Origin of the sequence: Anaerotignum lactatifermentans DSM 14214, assembly GCF_900142265.1 — a bacterium.
GTDB classification, from domain to species: domain Bacteria; phylum Bacillota; class Clostridia; order Lachnospirales; family Anaerotignaceae; genus Anaerotignum; species Anaerotignum lactatifermentans.
This window is the reverse complement of sequence record NZ_FRAH01000013.1, coordinates 1-21,897: the sequence shown is the minus strand read 5'-3', so window position 1 is coordinate 21,897 and position 21,897 is coordinate 1. Positions and strand designations below refer to the sequence as shown.

Annotated in this window: 23 protein-coding genes and 1 pseudogene; 21 read left to right on the top strand and 3 right to left on the bottom strand. The window is 48.4% G+C overall.

The features are described from left to right. Positions 1–9 precede the first annotated feature (9 nt). The 16 genes and pseudogenes from BUB35_RS05195 to BUB35_RS05120 all read left to right on the top strand — a co-directional run bounded on the left by BUB35_RS05195 (position 10) and on the right by BUB35_RS05120 (position 14,032). Positions 10–693, top strand: a complete 684-nt coding sequence (locus BUB35_RS05195) for an ABC transporter ATP-binding protein (protein WP_072849809.1) — start codon at positions 10–12, stop codon at positions 691–693. Continuing rightward, positions 690–2,507 carry an ABC transporter permease gene (locus BUB35_RS05190; protein ID WP_072849807.1) on the top strand — a complete coding sequence of 606 codons (1,818 nt, stop codon included), beginning with the start codon at positions 690–692 and terminating at the stop codon, positions 2,505–2,507. The genes BUB35_RS05195 and BUB35_RS05190 overlap by 4 nt, the downstream gene beginning before the upstream one ends. A 41-nt stretch (positions 2,508–2,548) precedes the next feature. Then, the gene (locus BUB35_RS05185) at positions 2,549–3,250 is read left to right on the top strand and encodes a biosynthetic peptidoglycan transglycosylase (RefSeq protein ID WP_040917449.1); all 702 of its coding nucleotides are present in this window, start codon (positions 2,549–2,551) and stop codon (positions 3,248–3,250) included. 156 nt (positions 3,251–3,406) lie between these two features. Beyond that, a complete protein-coding gene (locus BUB35_RS05180) occupies positions 3,407–4,090 on the top strand; it encodes an ABC transporter ATP-binding protein (RefSeq protein ID WP_072849805.1) in 684 nt (227 codons plus the stop codon). Beyond that, positions 4,087–6,414 (top strand): ABC transporter permease, encoded by a 2,328-nt coding sequence (locus BUB35_RS05175; RefSeq protein WP_072849803.1) that lies wholly within the window; start codon positions 4,087–4,089, stop codon positions 6,412–6,414. Before BUB35_RS05180 ends, BUB35_RS05175 begins: the two co-directional genes overlap by 4 nt. 470 nt (positions 6,415–6,884) lie before the next feature. After that, a complete protein-coding gene (locus tag BUB35_RS05170; RefSeq protein WP_072849801.1) occupies positions 6,885–7,310 on the top strand; it encodes an RNA polymerase sigma factor in 426 nt (141 codons plus the stop codon). Positions 7,311–7,384: 74 nt separating this feature from the next. Beyond that, positions 7,385–7,537: pseudogene (locus BUB35_RS05165) on the top strand (TnpV protein); the annotation flags it as partial. Positions 7,538–7,646: 109 nt separating this feature from the next. After that, complete coding sequence (locus BUB35_RS05160; protein ID WP_071433757.1) at positions 7,647–7,835, top strand: helix-turn-helix domain-containing protein; 189 nt, start codon at positions 7,647–7,649, stop codon at positions 7,833–7,835. Beyond that, a complete protein-coding gene (locus BUB35_RS05155; protein WP_072849797.1) occupies positions 7,828–8,529 on the top strand; it encodes a response regulator transcription factor in 702 nt (233 codons plus the stop codon). The genes BUB35_RS05160 and BUB35_RS05155 overlap by 8 nt, the downstream gene beginning before the upstream one ends. A 2-nt stretch (positions 8,530–8,531) precedes the next feature. Next, entirely contained in the window at positions 8,532–9,455 is a 924-nt protein-coding gene (locus BUB35_RS05150) for a sensor histidine kinase (RefSeq protein ID WP_071433753.1), read from the top strand. A gap of 92 nt (positions 9,456–9,547) precedes the next feature. After that, positions 9,548–10,315 carry an ABC transporter permease gene (locus BUB35_RS05145; protein ID WP_072849796.1) on the top strand — a complete coding sequence of 256 codons (768 nt, stop codon included), beginning with the start codon at positions 9,548–9,550 and terminating at the stop codon, positions 10,313–10,315. Positions 10,316–10,327: 12 nt separating this feature from the next. Next, positions 10,328–10,753 (top strand): DUF3887 domain-containing protein, encoded by a 426-nt coding sequence (locus BUB35_RS05140; RefSeq protein WP_072849795.1) that lies wholly within the window; start codon positions 10,328–10,330, stop codon positions 10,751–10,753. A gap of 17 nt (positions 10,754–10,770) precedes the next feature. Further along, positions 10,771–11,694 carry an ABC transporter ATP-binding protein gene (locus tag BUB35_RS05135; protein WP_071433747.1) on the top strand — a complete coding sequence of 308 codons (924 nt, stop codon included), beginning with the start codon at positions 10,771–10,773 and terminating at the stop codon, positions 11,692–11,694. Then, positions 11,687–12,418, top strand: a complete 732-nt coding sequence (locus BUB35_RS05130; protein WP_072849793.1) for an ABC transporter permease — start codon at positions 11,687–11,689, stop codon at positions 12,416–12,418. The genes BUB35_RS05135 and BUB35_RS05130 overlap by 8 nt, the downstream gene beginning before the upstream one ends. A 12-nt stretch (positions 12,419–12,430) precedes the next feature. Further along, positions 12,431–13,162: an ABC transporter permease gene (locus BUB35_RS05125; RefSeq protein WP_072849791.1), complete on the top strand. Its 732-nt coding sequence runs from the start codon at positions 12,431–12,433 to the stop codon at positions 13,160–13,162. A 444-nt stretch (positions 13,163–13,606) separates the two neighbouring features. Beyond that, positions 13,607–14,032, top strand: a complete 426-nt coding sequence (locus BUB35_RS05120; RefSeq protein ID WP_072849789.1) for an RNA polymerase sigma factor — start codon at positions 13,607–13,609, stop codon at positions 14,030–14,032. Positions 14,033–14,090: 58 nt separating this feature from the next. Here BUB35_RS05120 and BUB35_RS05115 read toward each other — a convergent pair whose 3' ends face one another. Beyond that, a complete protein-coding gene (locus tag BUB35_RS05115) occupies positions 14,091–14,465 on the bottom strand; it encodes a helix-turn-helix domain-containing protein (RefSeq protein WP_084730578.1) in 375 nt (124 codons plus the stop codon). Between the two features lie 703 nt (positions 14,466–15,168). Between BUB35_RS05115 and BUB35_RS05105 the strand changes: the two genes are divergently transcribed. From BUB35_RS05105 to BUB35_RS05090, 4 genes are all read left to right on the top strand, one after another. After that, positions 15,169–15,393, top strand: coding sequence for a DUF6870 family protein (locus BUB35_RS05105; protein ID WP_176927043.1), 225 nt, complete (start codon positions 15,169–15,171; stop codon positions 15,391–15,393). A gap of 122 nt (positions 15,394–15,515) precedes the next feature. Further along, on the top strand, positions 15,516–17,144 hold the full coding sequence (locus BUB35_RS05100) for a recombinase family protein (protein WP_072849785.1): 1,629 nt from the start codon (positions 15,516–15,518) through the stop codon (positions 17,142–17,144). A 3-nt stretch (positions 17,145–17,147) separates the two neighbouring features. After that, positions 17,148–18,806, top strand: a complete 1,659-nt coding sequence (locus BUB35_RS05095; RefSeq protein WP_072849783.1) for a recombinase family protein — start codon at positions 17,148–17,150, stop codon at positions 18,804–18,806. Next, positions 18,791–20,317, top strand: a complete 1,527-nt coding sequence (locus BUB35_RS05090) for a recombinase family protein (RefSeq protein WP_072849781.1) — start codon at positions 18,791–18,793, stop codon at positions 20,315–20,317. Before BUB35_RS05095 ends, BUB35_RS05090 begins: the two co-directional genes overlap by 16 nt. A 31-nt stretch (positions 20,318–20,348) precedes the next feature. On the opposite strand, the gene BUB35_RS05085 is transcribed toward BUB35_RS05090, so the two are convergent. After that, positions 20,349–21,161, bottom strand: coding sequence for a tyrosine-type recombinase/integrase (locus tag BUB35_RS05085; RefSeq protein WP_330391101.1), 813 nt, complete (start codon positions 21,159–21,161; stop codon positions 20,349–20,351). A gap of 23 nt (positions 21,162–21,184) precedes the next feature. Next, positions 21,185–21,322 carry an Arm DNA-binding domain-containing protein gene (locus BUB35_RS18460; RefSeq protein ID WP_159432864.1) on the bottom strand — a complete coding sequence of 46 codons (138 nt, stop codon included), beginning with the start codon at positions 21,320–21,322 and terminating at the stop codon, positions 21,185–21,187. Positions 21,323–21,483: 161 nt separating this feature from the next. Between BUB35_RS18460 and BUB35_RS05075 the strand changes: the two genes are divergently transcribed. Beyond that, positions 21,484–21,897: ParA family protein (locus tag BUB35_RS05075; RefSeq protein ID WP_159432863.1), on the top strand; the 414-nt coding region annotated here is incomplete at its 3' end.

The window sequence follows — 21,897 nt, the reverse complement described above, 5'->3', positions numbered from 1 at the left end:
TTACACGATATGGATTTGTTAGAAGTTAAGAATATCTCAAAAACATACGGGACCGGCGAGGCTACGGTTCATGCTTTGAAAGACGCCACCTTCTCCGTCCCCAAAGGTGAGTTTGTTGCAGTTGTCGGTGAGTCTGGTTCCGGCAAAAGTACGCTGCTGAATATGATCGGCGCACTGGACACTCCCACTTCCGGCAAAGTGTTCATCGACAGTAAAGACATTTTCTCGATGAAGGAACGCAACCTGACGGTATTCCGCCGACGGAATATCGGCTTCATCTTCCAGAGTTTTAATCTGATTCCGGAACTGACGGTAGAACAGAACATCATCTTCCCAGTGCTGCTGGACTACCAGAAGCCAAACAAAAAGTATCTGGAAGAACTGCTGACGGTGCTGGGCCTGAAAGAGCGGCGCAATCATCTGCCCAGCCAGCTTTCCGGCGGCCAACAGCAACGTGTGGCGATAGGCCGCGCTCTGATTACCCGTCCGGCCCTGATTCTGGCCGACGAGCCGACCGGCAACCTGGACACCCAAAATACCAGTGAGGTCATCGCTCTGCTGAAAGAAGCCTCCAGGCTGTATGAGCAGACCATCGTTATGATTACCCATAGTCAGAGTATCGCCCAGACCGCTGACCGCATTTTGCAGGTATCAGATGGTGTGGTGACGGATTTTGGGAGGTGCCGGGAATGAGAAGTTATTTGAGCCTGATCCCCATCTCTGCAAAGGTTCACCGGCGGCAAAACCGCATGACGCTGCTCTGCATCATTTTCGCCGTGTTTATGGTCACAGCTATTTTCAGCATGGCGGAAATGGGCGCTCGGATTGAACAATCCAGGCTGTCAGATAAACATGGTGATTTTTCGCTCGTTGACAGTCTGGTGGACACTGTAATGGGACAGACGCTGATGGTTACGGCGGTTGTAATGTTTCTGCTGGTTCTGATTGCCGGGGTACTGATGATCTCCAGCAGCATGAACAGCAGTGTGGCGCAGCGCACGCAGTTCTTTGGCATGATGCGCTGCATCGGCATGAGTAAGCAGCAGATTATCCGCTTTGTCCGTCTGGAAGCCCTGAACTGGTGCAAAACCGCCGTTCCCATTGGCCTTGTCTTGGGAATTTTGGCTTCCTGGGTATTATGCGCTGTCTTACGATTTCTTGTCGGGGAAGAATTCTCCAACATTCCGCTGTTTGGTATCAGCGGCATTGGAATTGTCAGTGGTATTTTGGTTGGAGTGATTAGCGTCCTGTTGGCAGCGAGGACTCCGGCCAAACACGCCGCAAAGGTTTCTCCCGTTGCGGCGGTTACTGGAAATTCTGAAAAGGTAAAAACGGGTCACCACGCCGTCCATACAGGCTTTCTCAGGATTGAAACAACGCTGGGGGTTCATCATGCTGTGGCCGCAAAGAAGAACCTGTTTTTAATGATTAGCTCCTTTGCCCTGAGTATTATTCTGTTTTTGAGCTTTTCTGTCCTGATTGATTTTGTCGATCACCTGATGCCGCAATCGGCTGCCACCTCTGATATTGACATTTCAAGCAGCGATGGGGCTAATTCTATTGACAGCGATCTGGTGCAGACACTTACAAATATGGAAGGTGTCAAACAGGTTTACGGACGCAGAAGCAGCTTCGACGTGGCTGCTGGCCTGGACGGAGACACGACCCTTTCCAGCACTGTGGATTTGGTTTCCTTTGACGATTTTGACCTGAAGGCTCTCCAAAAAGACGGTACGCTTCGTTGGGGCAGTGACTTATCAAAGGTCTATGGCGACAGCGGGTATGTCCTTGCAACCTGGGATCAGAACAGTTCCTGGGCCGTAGGTGATACCATCCTTGTAGGGAACGAGCAGCTCACGATTGCCGGGCTGTTGAAATATGACCCGTTCAGCGGAGATGGCCTTACTGGCGGGAAGATCACGCTGATTACATCTGGCGAGACATTCACCCGGTTGACTGGTATCACCGACTATTCACTGATTATGATTCAGACAACTTCCGGCGCGACGGATGAGGACGTGGCCGCAATTCGTCAGATCGTGGAGGAAAACGGTTATACCATGAACGATAAGCGGGACGAGCGTACATCCGGCACCTATTTTGCCTTTGTTGCCTGCGTCTATGCTTTCCTTGGTATTATCACGCTGGTTACTGTGATGAACATCATGAACAGCATCTCTATGAGTGTATCGGCCCGCATCAAGCAGTATGGTTCCATGCGGGCGGTGGGCATGGATGGCCGCCAGCTTTCCAAGATGATTCTGGCAGAAGCCTTCACCTATGCTTTTTGGGGCTGCTTCATTGGCTGCGCGATTGGCTTGCCCTTCAGCAAAATGATGTACGATTTCCTTATCACAAACCAATTCCCTTATGCGTCCTGGAGCCTGCCTGTCGGGTCGCTGGCCGTCATCGTCCTGTTTGTCATTGCCGCGGCGGTGCTTGCCGCTTATTCTCCGGCAAAACGGATACGAACCATCTCGGTGACGGAAACCATCAACGAACTGTAACGGCAGTTATGAGCCGATACAAACATAGGGAAAAGCGCGCCATGAGGACATTGAGAAAAACCATTGTGCGGCTGTTGCTTCTGGTAATTGCCGCAGCGGTTATGGCAGGATGTGTGTTGATTGGCCGTGGCTACCAGATGTATCAGGCGGCGCTGACCCAGCAAAGTCTTGAAAGCAAAGTAGAGGAAATTCAGTCAGATCCGGGCTATACGGAATTATCAGGACTTCCTGAAATGTATCTGAATGCCGTTGTGGCCGTTGAGGATCATCGTTTTGAACAGCATTTTGGAATTGATCTGATTGCCATAGGACGGGCCGCATGGAATAACCTAACCACTTGGAGCCTGCGGGAAGGCGGCAGCACAATTACGCAACAGCTTGCAAAAAATATGTATTTCACGCAGGAAAAGAGCTTTATTCGCAAGGTAGCAGAAATGTTTATGGCGTTCCGGCTGGAACGCGCTTACACGAAAGAGGAAATTCTGGAGTTGTATGTCAATTCCATTTATTTTGGAGATGGCTATTACGGCATTGGTGACGCCTGCGAAGGTTATTTGAGTGAATCTCCCATTGAGATGACGGATTATGAGTGTACCCTCATGGCGGGGATTCCCAATGCGCCCTCCGTGTACTCCTTGACAGAAAATCCCGCTTTGGCGGAGCAGCGGCAGAAATATGTGGTCAAACAGATGGTAAAGTACGACTATATTACCGAAGATCAGGCAAAGACAATTACAAAATAAATAGCGTCATACATAAAAGCAACGGCTTTGAGATAACCATCAAGGCCGTTGCTTTTATTTCTGCAATTCCTACAAAATTGTAGGGTTCTTGTCATAATGCAGTAGGATTGACGTGTTACTCTTTCTACATCAAAACAGAAAGAGGTGTTACACGATATGGATTTGTTAGAAGTTAAGAATATCTCAAAAACATACGGGACCGGCGAGGCTACGGTTCATGCTTTGAAAGACGCCACCTTCTCCGTCCCCAAAGGTGAGTTTGTTGCGGTTGTCGGTGAGTCTGGTTCCGGCAAAAGTACGCTGCTGAATATGATCGGCGCGCTGGACACTCCCACTTCGGGGAAGGTGTTCATTGACGGAAAAGATATTTTTTCGATGAAAGAGCGTAACCTGACGGTGTTCCGCCGCCGAAACATCGGCTTCATCTTCCAGAGTTTCAACCTGATCCCAGAGCTGACGGTAGAACAGAACATCATCTTCCCGGTGCTGCTGGACTACCAGAAGCCAAACAAAAAGTATCTGGAAGAACTGCTGACGGTGCTGGGCCTGAAAGAACGCCGCCGCCATCTGCCCAGCCAGCTTTCCGGCGGCCAGCAGCAGCGTGTAGCGATAGGCCGCGCACTGATTACCCGCCCGGCCCTGATCCTGGCCGACGAGCCAACCGGCAACCTGGACACCCAAAATACCAGTGAGGTGATCGCTCTGCTGAAAGAAGCCTCCAGGCTATATGAGCAGACCATCGTTATGATTACCCACAGTCAGAGTATCGCCCAGACCGCCGATCGCATTTTGCGGGTGTCGGACGGTGTGGTGACGGATTTGGGGAGGTGCAAGGAATGAAAAGTTATCTGAGCTTGATCCCGATTTCTGCAAAGGTGCATAGGCGGCAAAGCCGCATGACACGCATTTGTATCATTCTTGCTGTCTTTCTTGTCACCTCGATTTTTTCTTTGTTAGAGATGTGGACAAATGGACAAACAATGGCAATGAGGAGTAATCATGGCGATTGGCACATTATTCTTCAAAATATGTCCGAAGATGAAGCAAAACAGATTATAGATAGCTCTGATGTAGCGTATTCTTCTTGGTATGATGATATAAATGTTAATGCAGACCAGGGTTATTATATCAATGGGAAAAATGCTGTGCTGTATGGTATTGAGGAAACTTATGTTACGGATATTATGAAATATCCGTTGGAAGGCTCATATCCACAAAACGAAAAAGAAGTTGCTCTTAGTGCAGACGCAAAGGAACTCTTTAACTTCCAGATAGGCGACAACATTATCTTGAATACACCTGCGGGAGATTTTAATTATACTATATCAGGGTTTTATGAAGATGACGAGGATTTTAACGATATTATTGACGGGACCTGTATGTATATGTGCAGAGCCACGTTTGATGAAGTGCGAAGCCTAAATGGGTTGGAATCCATGTCTCGATTTTATGTTCGCTTTAAGAATGAGAACGGTTTGAAAAAAACGATTGCCAATATAAAAGAGCAGTATTCCCTCACATCTGAAAATGTCAGTGAGAATACACCCGTTTTGAGCCTGTTGGGAGCAAGTACAAATGAAAGTATAAATGCGCTTTATCCTTTAGCGGTAGCTTGCTTTGTTATCATTCTAATCGCAGGAATTTTTATGATTTCAAGCTGTATGAACAGCAATGTGGCGCAACGGACAAAATTTTTTGGAATGATGCGCTGTATTGGTGCAAGCAAACAGCAGATTGTACGTTTTGTTAGGCTTGAGGCGTTGAATTGGTGTAAAACCGCAATTCCTATTGGCTGTGCATTGGGAACAGTAACTTGTTGGGTATCGTGTGCGGTATTAAAATTTATCGTAAAAGGCGAATGGGTAGATATGCCGCTGTTTTCGGTGAGTATAAACGGTATCCTTTGTGGAGCTGCCGTCGGTATTATCACTGTATTTATCGCAGCCCAATCACCGGCTAAACAGGCGTCAAAGGTTTCCCCTGTGGCAGCAATATCTGGTAACACAGGCGTATCGGGAAAAATTGTCCATGCAGCAAATACCAAATTTCTCAAAGTGGAAACCTCTCTTGGTATCCATCATGCAACAGGAGCTAAGAAAAATTTAATCCTTATGACAGGCTCCTTTGCACTTACGATTATGCTCTTTCTGACATTCTCAGCCTGCCTTGATATTGTTCATAAGCTGCTTCCGTCGGTGAGTGATTTTACTCCGGACATTACGATCGCAAGTCAAGATGATTCGAATTCCATAGACCCGAGTTTGGCAGAAGAAATTTCGGAGATACCAGGAATAGAGTCTGTTTTTGGCATGATGTATAGTATAGAATGTCCTGCTGAAATTAACGGAAATGCGGAAACGGTTGATCTATATTCCTACGGGGATACCATGATGGACAGCTTCAAAAAATCCGTTATCAGCGGAGATATGTCAAAGATATATGGAAATTCCAAATATGTGTTGGCAGTATATAGTGAATACACCGCCTTGAATGTCGGAGATAAGGTTAAAATTGGAGACGAAGAACTTGAAATTGGGTGCGTTGTGTCCGAGGGTGTAGGAAGCGTTAGTGGTTCAGCAGTTGTGGTATGTTCGGAAGAAACTTATACGCGCTTAACAGGAGAACAGGATTACGCTATGGTAGGCGTTGTATTGGAAAAAGATGTGTCCGAAATGGCAGTAAATAAAATTTACGATTTGGCAGAGGGAAATATAATTGCAGATAGCAGGGAGAAAAACAGCGAAGTAAGTGGCTCTTATTGGGTATTCCGAATTGCTGCGTATAGTTTTTTGGCGATTATTTCCCTTATTACCATATTGAATATTATGAACAGCGTTTCAATGGGCGTATCTGCAAGAATTAAGCAATATGGGGTCATGCGTGCGGTTGGAATGGGAAGCAGACAGGTAACAAAAATGATAGCTGCTGAAGCTGCTACATACTCTATTTGCGGCACAGTAGCCGGGGTTGTACTTGGATTGCTGCTGCACCATCTGATTTATGTAAAGGTTGTTATTACCCATTTTGGTGGTATTTGGAAGATTCCTTTTACTTCGATTGCAATCATACTTTTACTGGTCATTTTCTCATGTGTTATATCCGTTTACGCTCCGGCAAAACGCATACGCAACTTGGCAATTACTGAAACAATCAACGAATTATAATTGCAATCTACTTTAGAAAATTTCTTATCAACATCTGCCGGACGACGGCAAAAGAAAAAAAGCCGTCGTTCAGCAGGCAATTACCATGCCTTTATCATGTACCGGCGGCTTTGAAGAAATTCAGGGCCGCCGCTCTTTTGTACCCTTCGAAGGAATGACGACCATACGCTAAAGATTACGGCGGCTTTAGGAGGGAGTCGCCGTGAAACAAAAACTGCTTCGACATAATTCGGCAGGAATTTATCTGCCAAAAAAAGCCTGGCCGTCAACCGGCCCCCATCTGCTTATGAACAGGCACTATCGTGGCTGGTTCATAAGACCTATAAGACGCATATAAAAAGCGCCAGCCACCGTACATCGGAAGCTGGCGCTTTTGCTTGTCGTTTTTTCGGGAATTTCCCCGAACGGTGCCGCCCACCGCCTTCGTTTCGGTTCACCCGTCAACCAGTGAATTGAAACGGAGGTACATTATGCAGAAGATCAATCTTCGGGACCTGTATCCCGATACATATAAAACCGATGTCTTTGTGGATGTGACCGAGGAAGTCCTGGCCACGATCCGGGGCCAGGAGCAGGGCGATGCGGCCTATGAGCGTCGGAAGTACCGGCACAAGGCCCACTACTCTCTGAACCGGGAGGATGGCATTGAAAACGATGCCATCAACCGGCCGCTCACCCCGGAGGAAGTCCTGGAGCAGAAGCAGCTGCAGGAGGAAGTGTATGCTGCGCTGATGCAGCTGCCCGCCATCCAGGCCCGGCGCATCTACGCCCGGTTTTACCTGGGCATGACGGTGGCCGAGATCGCCCAGATCGAGGGCACCGACCGCCGCCGTGTGTGGGCGAGCATCCGGCGCGGGCTGAAGAAGCTGGCGCGCCTGCTGGACACGGCACGATAACCTGACCGCTGCATAGCGGCAAAAGAAAGCCGGTGGGGCATTTGTCTCCATCGGCTTTTACTAAGGCGGGGCGGGAACGGATGGACGCCATGCTGCCCCGCATGATGGAGGCGGCAGGCGTCACCGAGGAATTGAAAGCCCGTGACCCTATGCGCTGGGTGGGGCTGATGAACACGCTGAAAGCGCAGGCAGAGGAAATTATTCAAGACGAACTGATTTACAATTAGTTTTTAGGCAGAGGCTTTGGCCTCTGCCTAAATTCATAATTCCGACACGCTTTGTATCTTGTATTCTTCGAGATCAAGAAATATAATGGATATATTGGAGGAATGCGAGATGGAATACATGACTTTGAAAGAAGCTGGCGAAAAATGGGGCATTTCTGCCCGTCAAATAAACTACTACTGCGTAGCTGGCCGTATTCCCGGCGCTGTGAAAATGGCAACACTATGGTTAATTCCCAAAGATGCTAAAAAGCCGGTGGACGGCAGGACAAAGCAAGGGAGGGCTTTGAAACATGAATAGTGTTTTGATTATAGACGATGATAAGGAACTTTGTGCCTTGATGAAGAAATGCGTGGAACAGGAAAACTTGTCTGCGGTGGTGGCGCATGGCGGTTTAGAGGGCTTACGGCTGCTGGGAGAAAACAAAGACACCTGTTGCCTGATTATTCTGGATGTGATGATGCCGGGTATGGACGGCTTTCAGGTATTGCAGAAAATCCGGGAGAAAAATAATGTGCCGGTGCTGATGCTGACTGCCAAAAGCGACGAGGAAGATAAGGTTTCCGGCTTGCGGCTGGGGGCGGACGATTACCTGACAAAACCTTTCAGCATTAACGAGCTGATGGCCCGCGTCAATTCCCTAATCCGGCGCTACACCACCCTAAATCCCGTGACCGGGAACGAGGCCGCCACCATACTTCTGAAAGATATGGTGATTGATAAAGTCAATCGGACGGTGAATGTCCAAAATATCCCGGTAGAGCTAACCGGCAAGGAATTTGATTTGCTTCTGGTTTTGGCGTCCAATAAGGGACGGGTATTTACAAAAAAGCAACTTTACACGCAGGTATGGACGGAAGAATACGACTTTGACGATAACAATATCATGGCCTTTATCAGTAAACTACGGAAGAAGATTGAGCCAAATCCAGAACAGCCGTTTTATATCCAAACCGTCCGGGGTGTGGGGTATCGGTTCAATAAGGAGGCATGAGCATGGAGTTAAATCTTTATCTGCTGCTGGCCCTATTGATTGCCCTACTGGTAATCGGTTACCTTTTGGCAAAACTTCACCGCGTCCGGGGCCAGCTTTCCCTTATCAAAGACGCTCTGGCAGATATAAAGAACGGGAACTTGAACCGCCGTGTACTGGCGCGGGAAAGCGATCTGACGAAACAAATCTGCTATGACATCAACGAGATTGCTATGAGCAGCCAATCCCGACTGATACAGCAGAAGCAATCCGAGCAGGCTTATAAACGGCTTATGACAAGCCTTTCCCATGATGTGAAAACGCCGCTTGCCTCTCTGGTGGGCTATTTGGAAGCCGTGGAAAGCAAGATGGTGACAGGGGCCGAGCAGGAAGAATATATTCGGGTAGCTATGGAAAAAGCCCACCACCTGAAAGACTTTGTGACCGCCCTGTTTGAATGGGTGAAGCTGGATGCCGGGGAGCAGATTTTTCATTTTGAAGTCTGCGACCTGAACGAGCTTTCCCGCGACATCATGGCCGACTGGGTGCCGCTGCTGGAAAGTCACAATCTCACCTATGAAATTGAGATACCCGAAACAGAATACATGACGAGGGTTGACCCTACCGCCTACACCCGTATTCTCAATAACCTGCTGCAAAATATCCTGACGCACAGCGGCGCAAGACAAGTGACCCTGACCGTGACCGAAACGGAGCAGCAGGCAAAAATCATAGTGGCTGATAACGGGAAAGGGATTTCCGCCGCTGATCTCCCCCATATCTTTGAGCGGATGTATCAATGCGACCACTCCCGATCTGCCAAAGGGAACGGGCTGGGCCTCTCCATTGCTAAGGAACTGGTAAGCGTCCATAAAGGAACCATCACGGCAGACAGTATCCTTGAAGCTGGAACAACATTTACCATCATACTTCCGAAAGCTCTGTGAAATCACAGAGCTTTTTTTGAAAAAATTTTTTCTCGGCAAGGTTATGGCAAGGTTTGGCCTTTATAATGGGAACCATGAAAGGAGGAAACCGCATGACGATCATTGCAACTGAAATCCAGAAATGGAAGCGAAATAAGATTGTCTGGTGTATTCTGGCTCTGACGCTGCTGTTTGGAGCATTTGCGATTGAGCGGGCTTGCAGCATTGCAAGGAGCAGCCCCTACATGGATAGCTTTGGCGACCTCTACACTTTGGCGTTTAAGAACCTGTCCAGCCTGTTCCTGCCGATTGTGCTGGGAATGTTCGCCACAACCTTATTTTTTGACGAACACAAGAACGACACGCTGAAAGAACTGCTCATCATTCCTATCACAAAAGCGCAGCTATACTTTTCAAAAGTCGCTGTGGTGATCCTGATGTCCGTGGGACTGTGCCTGATTACCTTTCTTTTATGTGTTGTCGGCGGGCTGATTGCCGGGGGATTTTCCGACCTGAACGCCCAAACACTGATGGATGCTGGCCTTTTGTATCTGACGGGCGGGCTTCTGATCCCCATAGCCATGCTTCCGATTGTGTTTCTTGCCACGCTGTCAAAAGGATATATCCTGCCTATTGGCATGACGCTGCTTTATCTGGTTCCCGTAGTCATTGCCCCGGCTTACCTTACGGGAATACACCCGCTGGCAAGCGTGATGGGGATTTATCCCCATATTTCCGAAGCAGCCGCAGCTATGGTAGAAAGCCTAATGCAAGGCGTTTTACCCAATACTTCGCCGCTTGTTTGTGCCGGTTCGCTGCTCCTGATTGGTGCCGCATTTGCCGCCGCATCCGTCGTGGCTCTAAAAAAGCAATCTTACTGAAAGGAAAGACCTATGAAACGATTGATTAGTTTATTCCTCTGTGTTCTGTTCACTTTTTCACTTTGCGCCTGCCAGCAGGCCGCCCCATCTTCCAGCGAGGCCCCCGACCAGCAGGCCATTACAGAGGAAGCAACCGAATACTTTAACCAGATGATGGATGGAGATTTTGAAACTTTCTTCAATGCGCTGCCGCAGGGCGTACAGGACAACACTTCTGCGGAGGCGATACAGGAAACATGGGAGGAAGAAGCCGATAAGCTGGGCGGACTGCCGGAGGACGCTTCCCCGGAGGTGTCCTGTTATGTGCCGGAACACTCCGACCAAATCCGTGTTGAATTTGTCATTCCCTGTGAAAAGGGCGATTTCAAATTGTTCATCAACTATTCCCCGGATGGCAGCCTTTACAACTATGTCATTTGGAAAAATGAAGCAGAATAAGAAAGAGAGGCATCTTTATGAGTGACTTTGTGATTGAAACCAAAAAGCTGACGAAGATTTACGGCGAGCAAACCGCCGTCAGTTCTGTGGATATTCATGTGAAGCCGGGCCGGATTTACGGGCTTTTGGGCCGAAATGGAGCCGGTAAGACCACCATTATGAAAATGATTTTGGGCCTTACGCCAATCACTTCCGGCGAAGTGGATGTGTTCGGCCAGAACATCAAAGGCCATGAGAAACGCATTTATCCCCGTATTGGGGCTATCATCGAAACTCCCGGCTTTTACCCGAACCTGACCGGCACAGAAAACCTTGAAATCTTTGCGAAGCTGCGCGGGACGCCCCGGCCCAACGCCGTCAAGAACGCACTGGAAGTCGTGGGGCTTCCTTACCGGGACAAAAAGCTGTTCAGCAAGTATTCTCTCGGTATGAAGCAGCGCCTCGGCATTGCCAACGCCATCCTGCATGACCCGGAGCTTTTGATCCTGGATGAACCGACCAACGGGCTTGACCCCATCGGCATTGCCGAAGTGCGGAATTTTATCAAGGATTTAAGCGTGGATCGTGGCAAAACCATCCTGATTTCCAGCCACATTCTTTCCGAAATCGCACTTCTGGCGGATGATATTGGCATCATCGACCACGGCGTACTGCTGGAAGAAAGCAGCATGGAGGATTTGGAAAAGAAAAATCGGAAATACATCCAGCTTCAGGTGTCGGATGTCCCCAAAGCCTCTCTGATTTTGGAACGGCAGTTCCATGTGACGGATTATGCGGTGCAGGACGAACATAACCTGCGGCTCTATGACACCGCACTGGATATGGCGGCAATCAACAAGGCCCTTGTGGTGCAGGATGTGGCTGTTATCAGCTCCCAAATCTGCAATGATACCCTTGAGGACTATTTCAAGCAGATTACGGGGGGAGAGGGCATTGCTTAAACTGATACAGGTTGAATTTCTAAAGCTGCGCCGGAGAAAGTTTATCTGGCTCATGCTGCTGGCAGCTCTGTTTATGCCGCTGGCCGCCGTGTTCTACTTCGCAAGTGTTAAGGGAACCGGCGTGGAACCCATCGAGTTTTACAAGTGGACGGCGTTCAGCTATACCCCGTGGATTATCCTGCCGGTGGTGCTGGGGATGCTGTGTACCATGCTGATGTATAACGAAAACCAATATGATATGCTCAAACAGCTCTGGATCGTGCCAGTCAATAAGATGGCGTACTTTTTCAGTAAATTTGCTGTGGTGCTGGTGTACTCGGCCTGCTTCATGCTGATTACCGCAGCCGCGTCCATCCTTACTGGCGTCCTGTCCGGCTATATTGCCTTTGACAGCGGGAGCGTCCTTTATCTTCTGCGGAAGTGTATGGAAATCTCTCTGCTGACCGCCTTTGCCATGCTGCCGGTACTGGCGGTTGCCGCAGCGCAAAAAGGCTATATACTTCCCGTCTGTCTGACACTGGTTTATACGTTCCTCGGCTTTATCCTCTTAATGGTGAATATGTACCTGCATCCACTGTCCAGTATGACCGCCATTGTCATGCGGGATATTCCGGGTGTCGTAATTACCCAGCCCCTCAACATTCCGGGGGCGTTCCTCTGCATAGGTGTGTGGGGCGTTGCTTCTGTCCTGCTGGCTGGGGCTGCTTTGAAAAAGAGAAAGTGAGGTGCATTTGAAATGGAGCTTTTACTTTGGGCGGAGCGCCGGAAACTCCGCCGTTCCAAAATTTTGTGGATTGCCGGGTTTGCCACAGTTATGGTGGCGTTGATTGTCTTTGCACAGGGGCAGTTCACGTTCTATGAAAGCCGCTATATCGACGGGGCCGGATGGTTTATGACAGCGGCCCAATCCCTTGCCACCTTTTATGTGCTGCCTGCGGTCATTGCCCTGCTGGGCAGCTATATGATCTGCCGAGAGGAACAGGAGGACACCCTGAAATCCCTGCGGCTCATTCCCGTGGATGAAGTGAAGCTGACACTCTCCAAAATGATGCTTGCTCTGGTGTTCAGCGTCTTAATCTATCTTCTGCTTTTTGCGATTACCTTTCTCGTTGAGGCCGTTTTGCACTTTGAAGTTCTTTCCATTGGTCTTGTTTTGGGAAACCTGAAAACATATCTTCTGGACGGGATCGGCGTGTTCTTTGCCATTTCTCCGATTATCGCTTTGGTGGCCCGGATGAAAAAAGGTTACTGGCTGGCGCTGGTATTTGCTGAAATTTATTCGTTCGCCGGACTGTTCGCAAGTATGTCCAGCCAGCTAAAGACGGTATATCCCATGACAGCCGTTTTCAATATCTCCGGCTATTACGATGCAAGCATGGTTCAGGTTTTCATTGGTATCATCGTTCTACTGGTCTGTGTTGTTCTGGCACTGTTCATTCTGAAAGGGCTGAACAGGAAAGCAAAATAATTAGTTTTACCTGCCGGACGACGGCAAAAGAAAAAAGCCGTCGTTCAGCAGGCAATCGCCATGCCCTATACTCAACCTTACGGCGGCTTTGACAAAATCAAGGCCGCCGTTCCTTATGCTCTCGACAAAGGAGTGACGACTACACGCTGACACGGCGGCCCGCGGAGGGAGCCGCCGTGAAGCACAGAGGGTTTCTACATAATTCGGCAGGGATTTACCTGCCAAAAAAAGCCTGGCCGCCAACCGGCCCCCATCTGCTTATGAACAGGCACTATCGTGGCTGGTTCATAAGACTTATAAGACGCATATAAAAAGCGCCAGCCACCGTACATCGGAAACTGGCGCTTTTCCTTGTCGTTTTTTCGGGAATTTTCCCGAACGGTGCCGCCCGCCGCCTTCGTTTCGGTTCACCCGTCAACCAGTGAATTGAAACGGAGGTACATCATGCAGAAGATCAATCTTCGGGACCTGTATCCCGATACATATAAAACCGATGTCTTTGTGGACGTGGCTGAGGAAGTCCTGGCCGCGATCCGGGGCCAGGAGCAGGACGATGCCGCCTACGAACGCCGGAAGTACCGGCATAAGGCTCATTATTCTTTGAACCGGGAGGATGGCATTGAAAACGATGCACTCAACCGGCCACTCACCCCGGAAGAAATTCTGGAGCAGAAACAGCTACGGGAAGAAGTGTATGCTGCGCTGATGAAGCTGCCCGCCATCCAGGCCCGGCGCATCTACGCCCGGTTTTACCTGGGCATGACGGTGGCCGAGATCGCCCAGATCGAGGGCACCGACCGCCGCCGCGTGTGGGCGAGCATCCGTCGCGGACTGAAGAAGCTGGCGCGTCTGCTGGACACAGCCCGATAACCTGACCGCCGCATAGCGGCAAAAGAAAGCCGGTGGGGGTTTTTATTCCTCCACCGGCTTACTTATCCTCTAAATGTTCATCTGGGCCAACTCCGGCCGTCTGCACCATCTCTTTCAGCTCATCAGCCAACGCACGGGTCGAGTTTAACAGCACTTTTCTGGCAGCCGGAGGGCACGAAAGGTAAAGCTGCCGCATATCGTTGGCGGCTTGCTCATCTTCTGGCAGGTCGAGATTCATCAGGGAATCCAAAGATAAATTCAAGACTTTGCAAAAAGCGCGCAGGACCTCAAAAGAAGGGTTCTTCACCCCTCTTTCGCAGCCTTGAACGTGCTTCAGAGAAACGTGGCTCAGATCTGCGAGTTCCTGCTGCGTCAGTCCTTTTTCCTTACGCGCTTTTTGTATCCTTCGTCCCAGCTCTTTTATCAGTTCCATAGGCACTATCGTCTCCTTGTTTATATTTTATCGTGCCCATTTCCTTGCAGGAAGAACCTTATAAAAGGTGTATTTGAGTACGATAGTACCTATTTTATTGTGCTTGCTGTACGCTTGACTCGCCCGCGGCTCTTATTGAAGCGGCAAGGCAAAAATATTTTTCAAAAAAATCGCATTACAGGCAGGACAAACTGCCTGTTTTTGTCATGGTTAGCAAGAAGGGGATTTTTCCTTCGCTGATCTTTGACAACTGAATACACGGCAGAACAGGTACATAACCCGCGTATGAGCGAGTGCAGGGCGCCGCGAAGATGGAGCAGCCAGGAGGTGATGGACAAGCTGTTTCGGAGCGATCAACGTCCCTGTGACCCGGATGGTGGCACATCCGGCGCGATGACTGCGCGGGGGCTTAAAGATACTTCCTCACGGCCCGCCAAAGACTTGGGGGGAACCCTGCGGCGCACGCTATGAACGACGCTGCGGAGTTATGACAGCCGCGCCAGCGGAGACCTGTTCTGTCCCCAGCGTCAGGGATGCGTGGCAAATGTGGCGTGATAACCAAATTGATTTCGCGGCGATTCCCCATCGGTGCATGAGCGCCGATGGGGGTTGCCTTTCAAAGTTAGATACCATGTGCTGGCAGTTTCGGCTGCCAGCGTATTCATGTAACTTTGAACACGACCACAAAGAAAGGAGTATCCCTATGAGCCAGTTGATGCAAGCCTGTTCACCAGCTACAACCGATGAATTGGTTGACATCCGTGAAGTTGCGGTAGATAAGGCACTACCCAAAGAGGAACGGATTGCAGCCTTTCTTCACCAAATCAAAAATCCATATCGCTTCCGCTGTGGCGATTTTGTGGTAAACGCTGCTTTTGCCAACAACGGGGTCACATTGGAGGAATGCCTGCAAGGAATTTTGAGATGACTGACATCCTCGATTTTTTCCAAAGACCATGTTACGATGGACTTGGAAAAGGATGAAAACTGAAAACCTCAAAAACCACTCTTTTCTTGCGGGAGCTTCCGGGAGGAAAGGAGTGCTTTTTCATGCCAAAATATCAGGCAACCTCTTACATTCGTCTGTCTTACACAGATGACCGCTCCAGCGAGAGCGACAGCGTTACCAATCAGCGAAAGCTGATTGAGAATTTTATTAAACGGAACCCGGACATTGAAATCATATCCGAAAAAATCGACGATGGTTACAGCGGTATCATTTTTGACCGTCCGGCGTTTAAGGAAATGATGCAGGATATTACCGATGGCAAGATCAACTGCGTCATAGTCAAAGACCTTTCCCGCCTGGGGCGGGAATACATCGAAACCGGGCGCTACCTGCGGCGGGTGTTTCCCGCTTATGGGGTTCGCTTTATTGCCATCACGGATAATATCGACACTGCCCATGAGAACAGCGGGGACGACTTGACCGTATCCGTCAAGAACATTATGAACGAAGCCTACTGCCGGGACATTTCCATCAAAACCCGTACCTCTTTGGATATAAAGCGGCGGAACGGAGATTTTGTTGGGGCTTTCCCTGTTTACGGCTATATGAAGTCAGAGGAAAACAAAAACCTGCTTGTACCAGACCCGTATGCGGCCCGTGTTGTCCAGGACATTTTCCGTATGCGTCTGGATGGGACAAGCGCACTGCGGATCGCCACTACCTTAAATGAGATGGGCGTCCTGTCGCCACTGGCCTATAAGAAAAACAACGGTTTCCCTTATGCCAAACATGGATACACAGACAAAGAGGACTGTAAATGGTCTGCTACGACGGTTATCCGCATTTTGCAGGACGAAACCTATACTGGCACACTGGTACAGGGAAAACAGGGTACGCCGCACTATAAAATCAAACAGATGGAGCAGCGGCCATCCTCTGAATGGATTCGCGTTCCCGACGCCCATGAGCCACTGATTCCCAAGCAGGATTTCGAGCTTGTTCAGCGTATCCGCAGGCTGGATACCCGCACGTCACCAAAGAAAGATACGGTATATTTGTTCTCCGGCATCTTGATCTGCGGCTGCTGCGGGGCGCGCATGACGCGGAAAACGAACCGGGTCAAAGGCAAGGAATACCACTATTATTACTGCCCCACCGGGAAAAAGCATGGCTGTGCCAATCCTGTGATGCTCAAGGAGAGCGATCTGGTGGAGTGTGTCAAAGACAGCCTGAAGGGGTACATAGACAATGTGACCTGCCTGCAAGCCATTCTGGACGGCATCGACCAGAGCAACATCAACCAGGCGCTGGCGAATGAATACGCTTCCCACATCGCAGCCAATGAGCGGCAGTTGGCGCAGGCGTTGGAGTTTAAGGCCCGCCTTTACGAAAACCTGGTTACCGGCACAATCGACAAAGAAGAATACACCGATTATAAAGCCAAATACACAAGGGCTGCGGAAAATGCGAAAGAAGCGATCCGCACGCTGAAAGATAAGCTGTCCGATGTGTTGGAAAACCGAAGTGAGCGGAACCGTTGGATTTCCCATTTCACGCAGTTTTCCACGATGGAGACCCTTGACCGCAAAGCTGTGGTTCACATGATACAGAGTATCAAGGTGATTGGGAAAAAGGAACTGGAGATCACCTTCACATATCAGGATGAATACCAGAAAGCCATTCAACTGATTCAGTTGGCGGAGCAAACAAGCCAAAGAAAGGTGGGATAATTTGTGGCAAGAAAAAGCAGAAAAGAAACTGCGGTGCTTCCTGCGCCGGAGATAGATACAACTTGCCGTGCCGGAGTTTATGTGCGGCTTTCCGTTGAGGATAAGCATACCCGTACTGCCTCTATTGAAACCCAGCAGCTGATTATCGCCCGGTATCTGGAGCAGAACCCGGAAATCATCGTGGTTCAAACCTACATTGACAACGGTGCAACGGGTACGAATTTTCACCGGCCCGGCTTCCAGCAGATGCTCTCCGATATTGAAGCGGGCCTTATCAACTGTGTCATTGTCAAAGATCTTTCCCGCCTGGGGCGGAATGTCATTGACACTGGCTACTATATCGAGCGGTATTTTCCCACACAGGGGGTTCGATTTATCGCTGTAAACGACCGCTATGATTCTTCCTCCCCGGATCATGCCCATGATGGCATTATCATTCCTCTGCGGAACATGATTAACGAAGCCTATGCGCTGGATATAGCGAAAAAGATCAAAGCGCAGCAGCGGCAGGCAATGAAAGATGGCAAGTACGTTGGCGGGCGTACACCCTATGGATATTTGAAAGCCCCCGATGATTGCCACCAACTGATCGTTGACCCGGTGGCGGCTGAGGTGGTCAAAACTATGTTTCAGTGGGCCGCTGAAGGCGATGGCCTAAACACCATTGCAGTTCGATTAAACGAGGCTGGGGTCCTCTCCCCAAGCCACTATAAGAAAAGGCTGGGCGAGATTACACATGAGAATTTGATTGGAAATGGGAATTGGCAGACGCGCACGGTTGCCAAAATTCTCCGGGCAGGCGTTTATGCCGGCGATCTTGTGCAGGGCGTCTCCAAGGTCATCGACCACAAACAGGTCAGGGCCAGCGCCGATGAATGGACGGTCGTTCGTGATACGCATGAGGCCATTGTGAGCAGAGAGCTGTTCGATGCTGTACAAAAAGCCTTAGACCATGCTGCACAACAGGCCAAGGACAGGGAAATACATTCCTGGTCCCCCAATCTTCTGAGAGGGAAAATTTTCTGCGCCCACTGTGGGCACAGCCTTCACCGGCAAAAATGCGTCCGCAAAAAGACCCCGGATGTATATGTCTACCACTGCATCAGCAACAACCGCATCAAGAAAGGCGCTTGCCCTGGCACGTTTATCTTTGAAAAAGAGCTGTTGGATGCCCTGGCCGATATGATACAGGAGCAGCTTGATACCACGCTGGGGCAATACTCAATCGGCCTGGAAAGCCTCTCCAAAGAAGCTGAGGAGCAGAAAAGTATTCAGGCTAAAATTGCCAGCCGGAAACAGGAAATCCAACAGCTGCGTACCTACCAGCGCGGATTGTATGAGGGTCTGATCCAGAACCATCTGTCACAAGACGAGTATTTTGCCTTCAAAGAGAAGTACGAAGCCAAAATCGAGGCGGTCAGCAAGGAAATCGAGCATCTGAAAGCGGGGCTTGCGATTATTGCCGGGCAGCTGGAACAGTATAAAATGCTGTCCCAGGATGCAAAGCATATCAAGGAAGATCGCCAGCTGACGGCAGCCCTGATTGACCGGCTGATTGAACGTGTGGAGGTTTCCAGGGAGAAACAGATTACAGTTCATTTCCGTTTTCAAAGCGAATTTGAACATTGCGAGGAGGTGCTGAACCAATGCAGAAATATGTAATCGCCCTATATATCCGTCTTTCCCTGGAGGATTACAAATACGACAGCATGAGCATTGAGAACCAGCACCTTGTGCTGAACGAGTTCGTTTCTTCCATGCTGGAGTCCACTGACGCAGAGGTTCTGGAATTTATCGACAACGGATATAGCGGGACAAATTTTGAGCGTCCCAAAGTCCAGGAGCTGATTGAATTGGTGCGGGCCAATCAGATTGATTGCATCATTGTAAAAGATTTTTCTCGGTTTGGGCGAAACAGCATCGAAACCGGCTACTTCATCGAGCGGGTGTTCCCATTGTTTCACACCCGGTTTATCTCCATCAATGACGATTTCGACAGCGATCAGCACAAAGGTGATACCGGCGGGATGGATGTGGCTTTCAAATATTTGATCAGCGAGTATTACAGCCGCGATATGTCCATGAAAACCAAAAGTGCCAAATACGCCAAAATGCAACGTGGAGAATATCAGAGTAAGATTTGCCCGTATGGGTATCGCAAAAGCGCCGATGGCAGAATGGAGCCAAACCCGGAAACTGCTGTGGTGGTACAGCTCATTTTCCAGCTTGCGGCAACTGGCATTGGAGCGGCAGCCATTACCAGGGAACTGTTTAAGCGGGGCATCCCAACCCCAGGAGAATATAAAGCCGCTCATGGGCAGCAGTACCACGATGTCTCACGCTCTCGTGGCCGCTGGAGCAGTTCTACGGTTCTCCGCATCCTGGAGGACGAACGCTATATCGGTTCCTACGTCATTGGACGGCGGGCAGTCATTGAAGTGGGTGGTACGCGGAGCCGCATGAAGGACCGTGACAAATGGTTCATTATTCCCGACCACCATCCGGCAATCATTGAGAAAGAGCTGTTTGAAAAGGTACAAGCTGTGCAGCGCCGGTTTTCTTTACCGGCCCGGAAAGCCAGGGCGTACCCACTGAAAGGCAAGGTTTATTGTGGCTGCTGTGACCATGCACTTTCCCGCATTGCGCAAAAGAAGCCGTTTTATATGTGCCGCCATTCGACTGCCGATGCAAACAGCCGCTGCCATACTATACGAGCGGATGCTGCCGGGCTGGAAGAAGCGGTGCTTATCACATTGAAAAAACAGCTGGAAATCCTGCTGCCTGCACATGAGGACGGAACCCTTCACCTGGACGCCACCGCCGCTAAATGCTCCGAATACGAGAAACAGTTAGAAGATTTGAGGGATCAGAAGCAAGCTCTCTTTGAACGGTATCTCCTGGGGCAGATCGAACTGGACGCTTATAAATCGGAGAAAGCAGTTTATGACGCAGAAATACGGAAAGTCAAAAATGCCTATGCTGCTGTCACCGCCCAGGCAAAACTGAAGCGAGAAGAACAGGTCCGCCAAAGCAACCGGCAAGAGATCGTTCACTCGATTGCAGAAGCAGATGTGCTGACCTCTGAGCTGACCGATCTGCTGATTGAAAAGGTATATGTATTCCCCGACAACCGCATTGAGATTGTTTACAAGGTCCATGACCTCTTTGAATAACTGACGATACAAAAACAGAAACCCCAGGCTATCAAATCCTCAATCTTGGTAGCTTGGGTTTTCTGCTTTTCAGAATTATATTTTTTTGTCGTGTGCTTGACATACGGGTGGCGCAAATCGTGTATACGTATTTTTTTACACCAGATAGTTTGGAAATATTATTTAACTTTCGTAAGATGGCATGTTTATTTACAAAAAACAGACGTTCTGATGGTGAATACCCATATAGTTTTGCACTATAATTTTTTACCATGTCCATAATTTCCTGCGGCAATGTGATGACTCTTTTACTTTTGGGAGTTTTTGGCGATTGAATGATTTCTTCATTCCCGATTTTCACGTAATTTTTTGTAATTTTTACAGTGTTTTTTTCAAAATCAAAATCGTCAAGAGTCAGTGCGAGAAGTTCTCCTTCTCTGATACCGCTATAAAAGAAAAGGTGAAATATTACATAGTATAGTGTTTGATCTTCAAGATATGAAATGAAAGTATTAAAATCTTCCTGTGTCCAAAACTGCATGGTATCTGCCTTTTTCTTACCCATTGAGCCGCACGTGGCAGCGGGATTGCTGGGTAATCTATAATACTTTACAGCATAATTGAAAATTGCAGATAATTGATTATGTACTGTTTTTAAATACGTTTGTGAGTATCCATTTTCATGAGAAAGTAATTCATTTTGCCATTTGCGGACCATTGAAATATCTATATCACAAATTGGAAGATCAGAGAAATAAGGCATCAGTTTCGTTTGAATTAAAAACTTTTTGTTCTCCATAGTTGTAGGTTTTAGATGTACTTTACAATCTTCCATGTAGTTTTCAACTAAGTTACGAAAGGTAATGTTAACTGTAGATTTGCATTTATTTAAGAAGTCATTCTCAAATTGGAGGGCTTCTTTTTTGTTACAAATCCTTCTTTTTTCTTTTGCTTTCTTTTGCCCGTCCAGTCTGTATAGTAGAATTTTGCAGTCCAAGTACCTCGATTATTTTTAAATGCAGCCATAAGCATACCTCTTTTCAGAAAAAACAACTTTTTGTTGTAAATAGAGAATTATTTTGTATTACTAATTAAAGCTATTTTTATATCTATTAAATAATATTTTTTTAGACAAAAAACAACAACAAAAAAAGAATAAAATTTGCTCAGGAAAAAGGAGGATTTTTATGGGAAAGATTATTGCAGTTGCAAATCAGAAAGGCGGCGTAGGAAAAACAACTACCTGTGCTAATTTAGGCATTTGTTTGGCAAAGGAAGGAAAGAAGGTGCTTTTAATTGATGCCGATCCACAAGGCAGCTTGACAATCAGTATGGGTTATCCGCAGCCAGATCAGCTGGAAGTATCTCTGGCAACAATTCTTGGAAAAGTAATCAAGGAAGAAGAAATTATGCCAACAGAAGGAATTTTACACCATGAGGAAGGCATTGATATTTTGCCTGGCAATATCGAGCTTTCTGGTTTAGAGGTATCTTTAGTTAATGTTATGAGCAGGGAACAGATTTTAAAGCAGTATGTATCACTGATAAAAGATAGGTATGACTATATTATCATTGATTGTATGCCTTCACTTAGTACATTG

Bases quoted from the DNA above. Each gene is read 5' to 3' on its own strand.
- BUB35_RS05090 (WP_072849781.1), top strand. From the start codon at position 18,791: ATGCAGAAATATGTAATCGCCCTATATATCCGTCTTTCCCTGGAGGAT.
- BUB35_RS05180 (WP_072849805.1), top strand. From the start codon at position 3,407: ATGGATTTGTTAGAAGTTAAGAATATCTCAAAAACATACGGGACCGGC.
- BUB35_RS05100 (WP_072849785.1), top strand. From the start codon at position 15,516: ATGCCAAAATATCAGGCAACCTCTTACATTCGTCTGTCTTACACAGAT.
- BUB35_RS05105 (WP_176927043.1), top strand. From the start codon at position 15,169: ATGAGCCAGTTGATGCAAGCCTGTTCACCAGCTACAACCGATGAATTG.
- BUB35_RS05185 (WP_040917449.1), top strand. From the start codon at position 2,549: ATGAGGACATTGAGAAAAACCATTGTGCGGCTGTTGCTTCTGGTAATT.
- BUB35_RS05190 (WP_072849807.1), top strand. From the start codon at position 690: ATGAGAAGTTATTTGAGCCTGATCCCCATCTCTGCAAAGGTTCACCGG.
- BUB35_RS05145 (WP_072849796.1), top strand. From the start codon at position 9,548: ATGACGATCATTGCAACTGAAATCCAGAAATGGAAGCGAAATAAGATT.
- BUB35_RS05155 (WP_072849797.1), top strand. From the start codon at position 7,828: ATGAATAGTGTTTTGATTATAGACGATGATAAGGAACTTTGTGCCTTG.
- BUB35_RS05175 (WP_072849803.1), top strand. From the start codon at position 4,087: ATGAAAAGTTATCTGAGCTTGATCCCGATTTCTGCAAAGGTGCATAGG.
- BUB35_RS05160 (WP_071433757.1), top strand. From the start codon at position 7,647: ATGGAATACATGACTTTGAAAGAAGCTGGCGAAAAATGGGGCATTTCT.
- BUB35_RS05140 (WP_072849795.1), top strand. From the start codon at position 10,328: ATGAAACGATTGATTAGTTTATTCCTCTGTGTTCTGTTCACTTTTTCA.
- BUB35_RS05115 (WP_084730578.1), bottom strand. From the start codon at position 14,465: ATGGAACTGATAAAAGAGCTGGGACGAAGGATACAAAAAGCGCGTAAG.
- BUB35_RS05195 (WP_072849809.1), top strand. From the start codon at position 10: ATGGATTTGTTAGAAGTTAAGAATATCTCAAAAACATACGGGACCGGC.
- BUB35_RS05170 (WP_072849801.1), top strand. From the start codon at position 6,885: ATGCAGAAGATCAATCTTCGGGACCTGTATCCCGATACATATAAAACC.
- BUB35_RS05120 (WP_072849789.1), top strand. From the start codon at position 13,607: ATGCAGAAGATCAATCTTCGGGACCTGTATCCCGATACATATAAAACC.
- BUB35_RS18460 (WP_159432864.1), bottom strand. From the start codon at position 21,322: ATGGCTGCATTTAAAAATAATCGAGGTACTTGGACTGCAAAATTCTAC.
- BUB35_RS05125 (WP_072849791.1), top strand. From the start codon at position 12,431: ATGGAGCTTTTACTTTGGGCGGAGCGCCGGAAACTCCGCCGTTCCAAA.
- BUB35_RS05135 (WP_071433747.1), top strand. From the start codon at position 10,771: ATGAGTGACTTTGTGATTGAAACCAAAAAGCTGACGAAGATTTACGGC.
- BUB35_RS05150 (WP_071433753.1), top strand. From the start codon at position 8,532: ATGGAGTTAAATCTTTATCTGCTGCTGGCCCTATTGATTGCCCTACTG.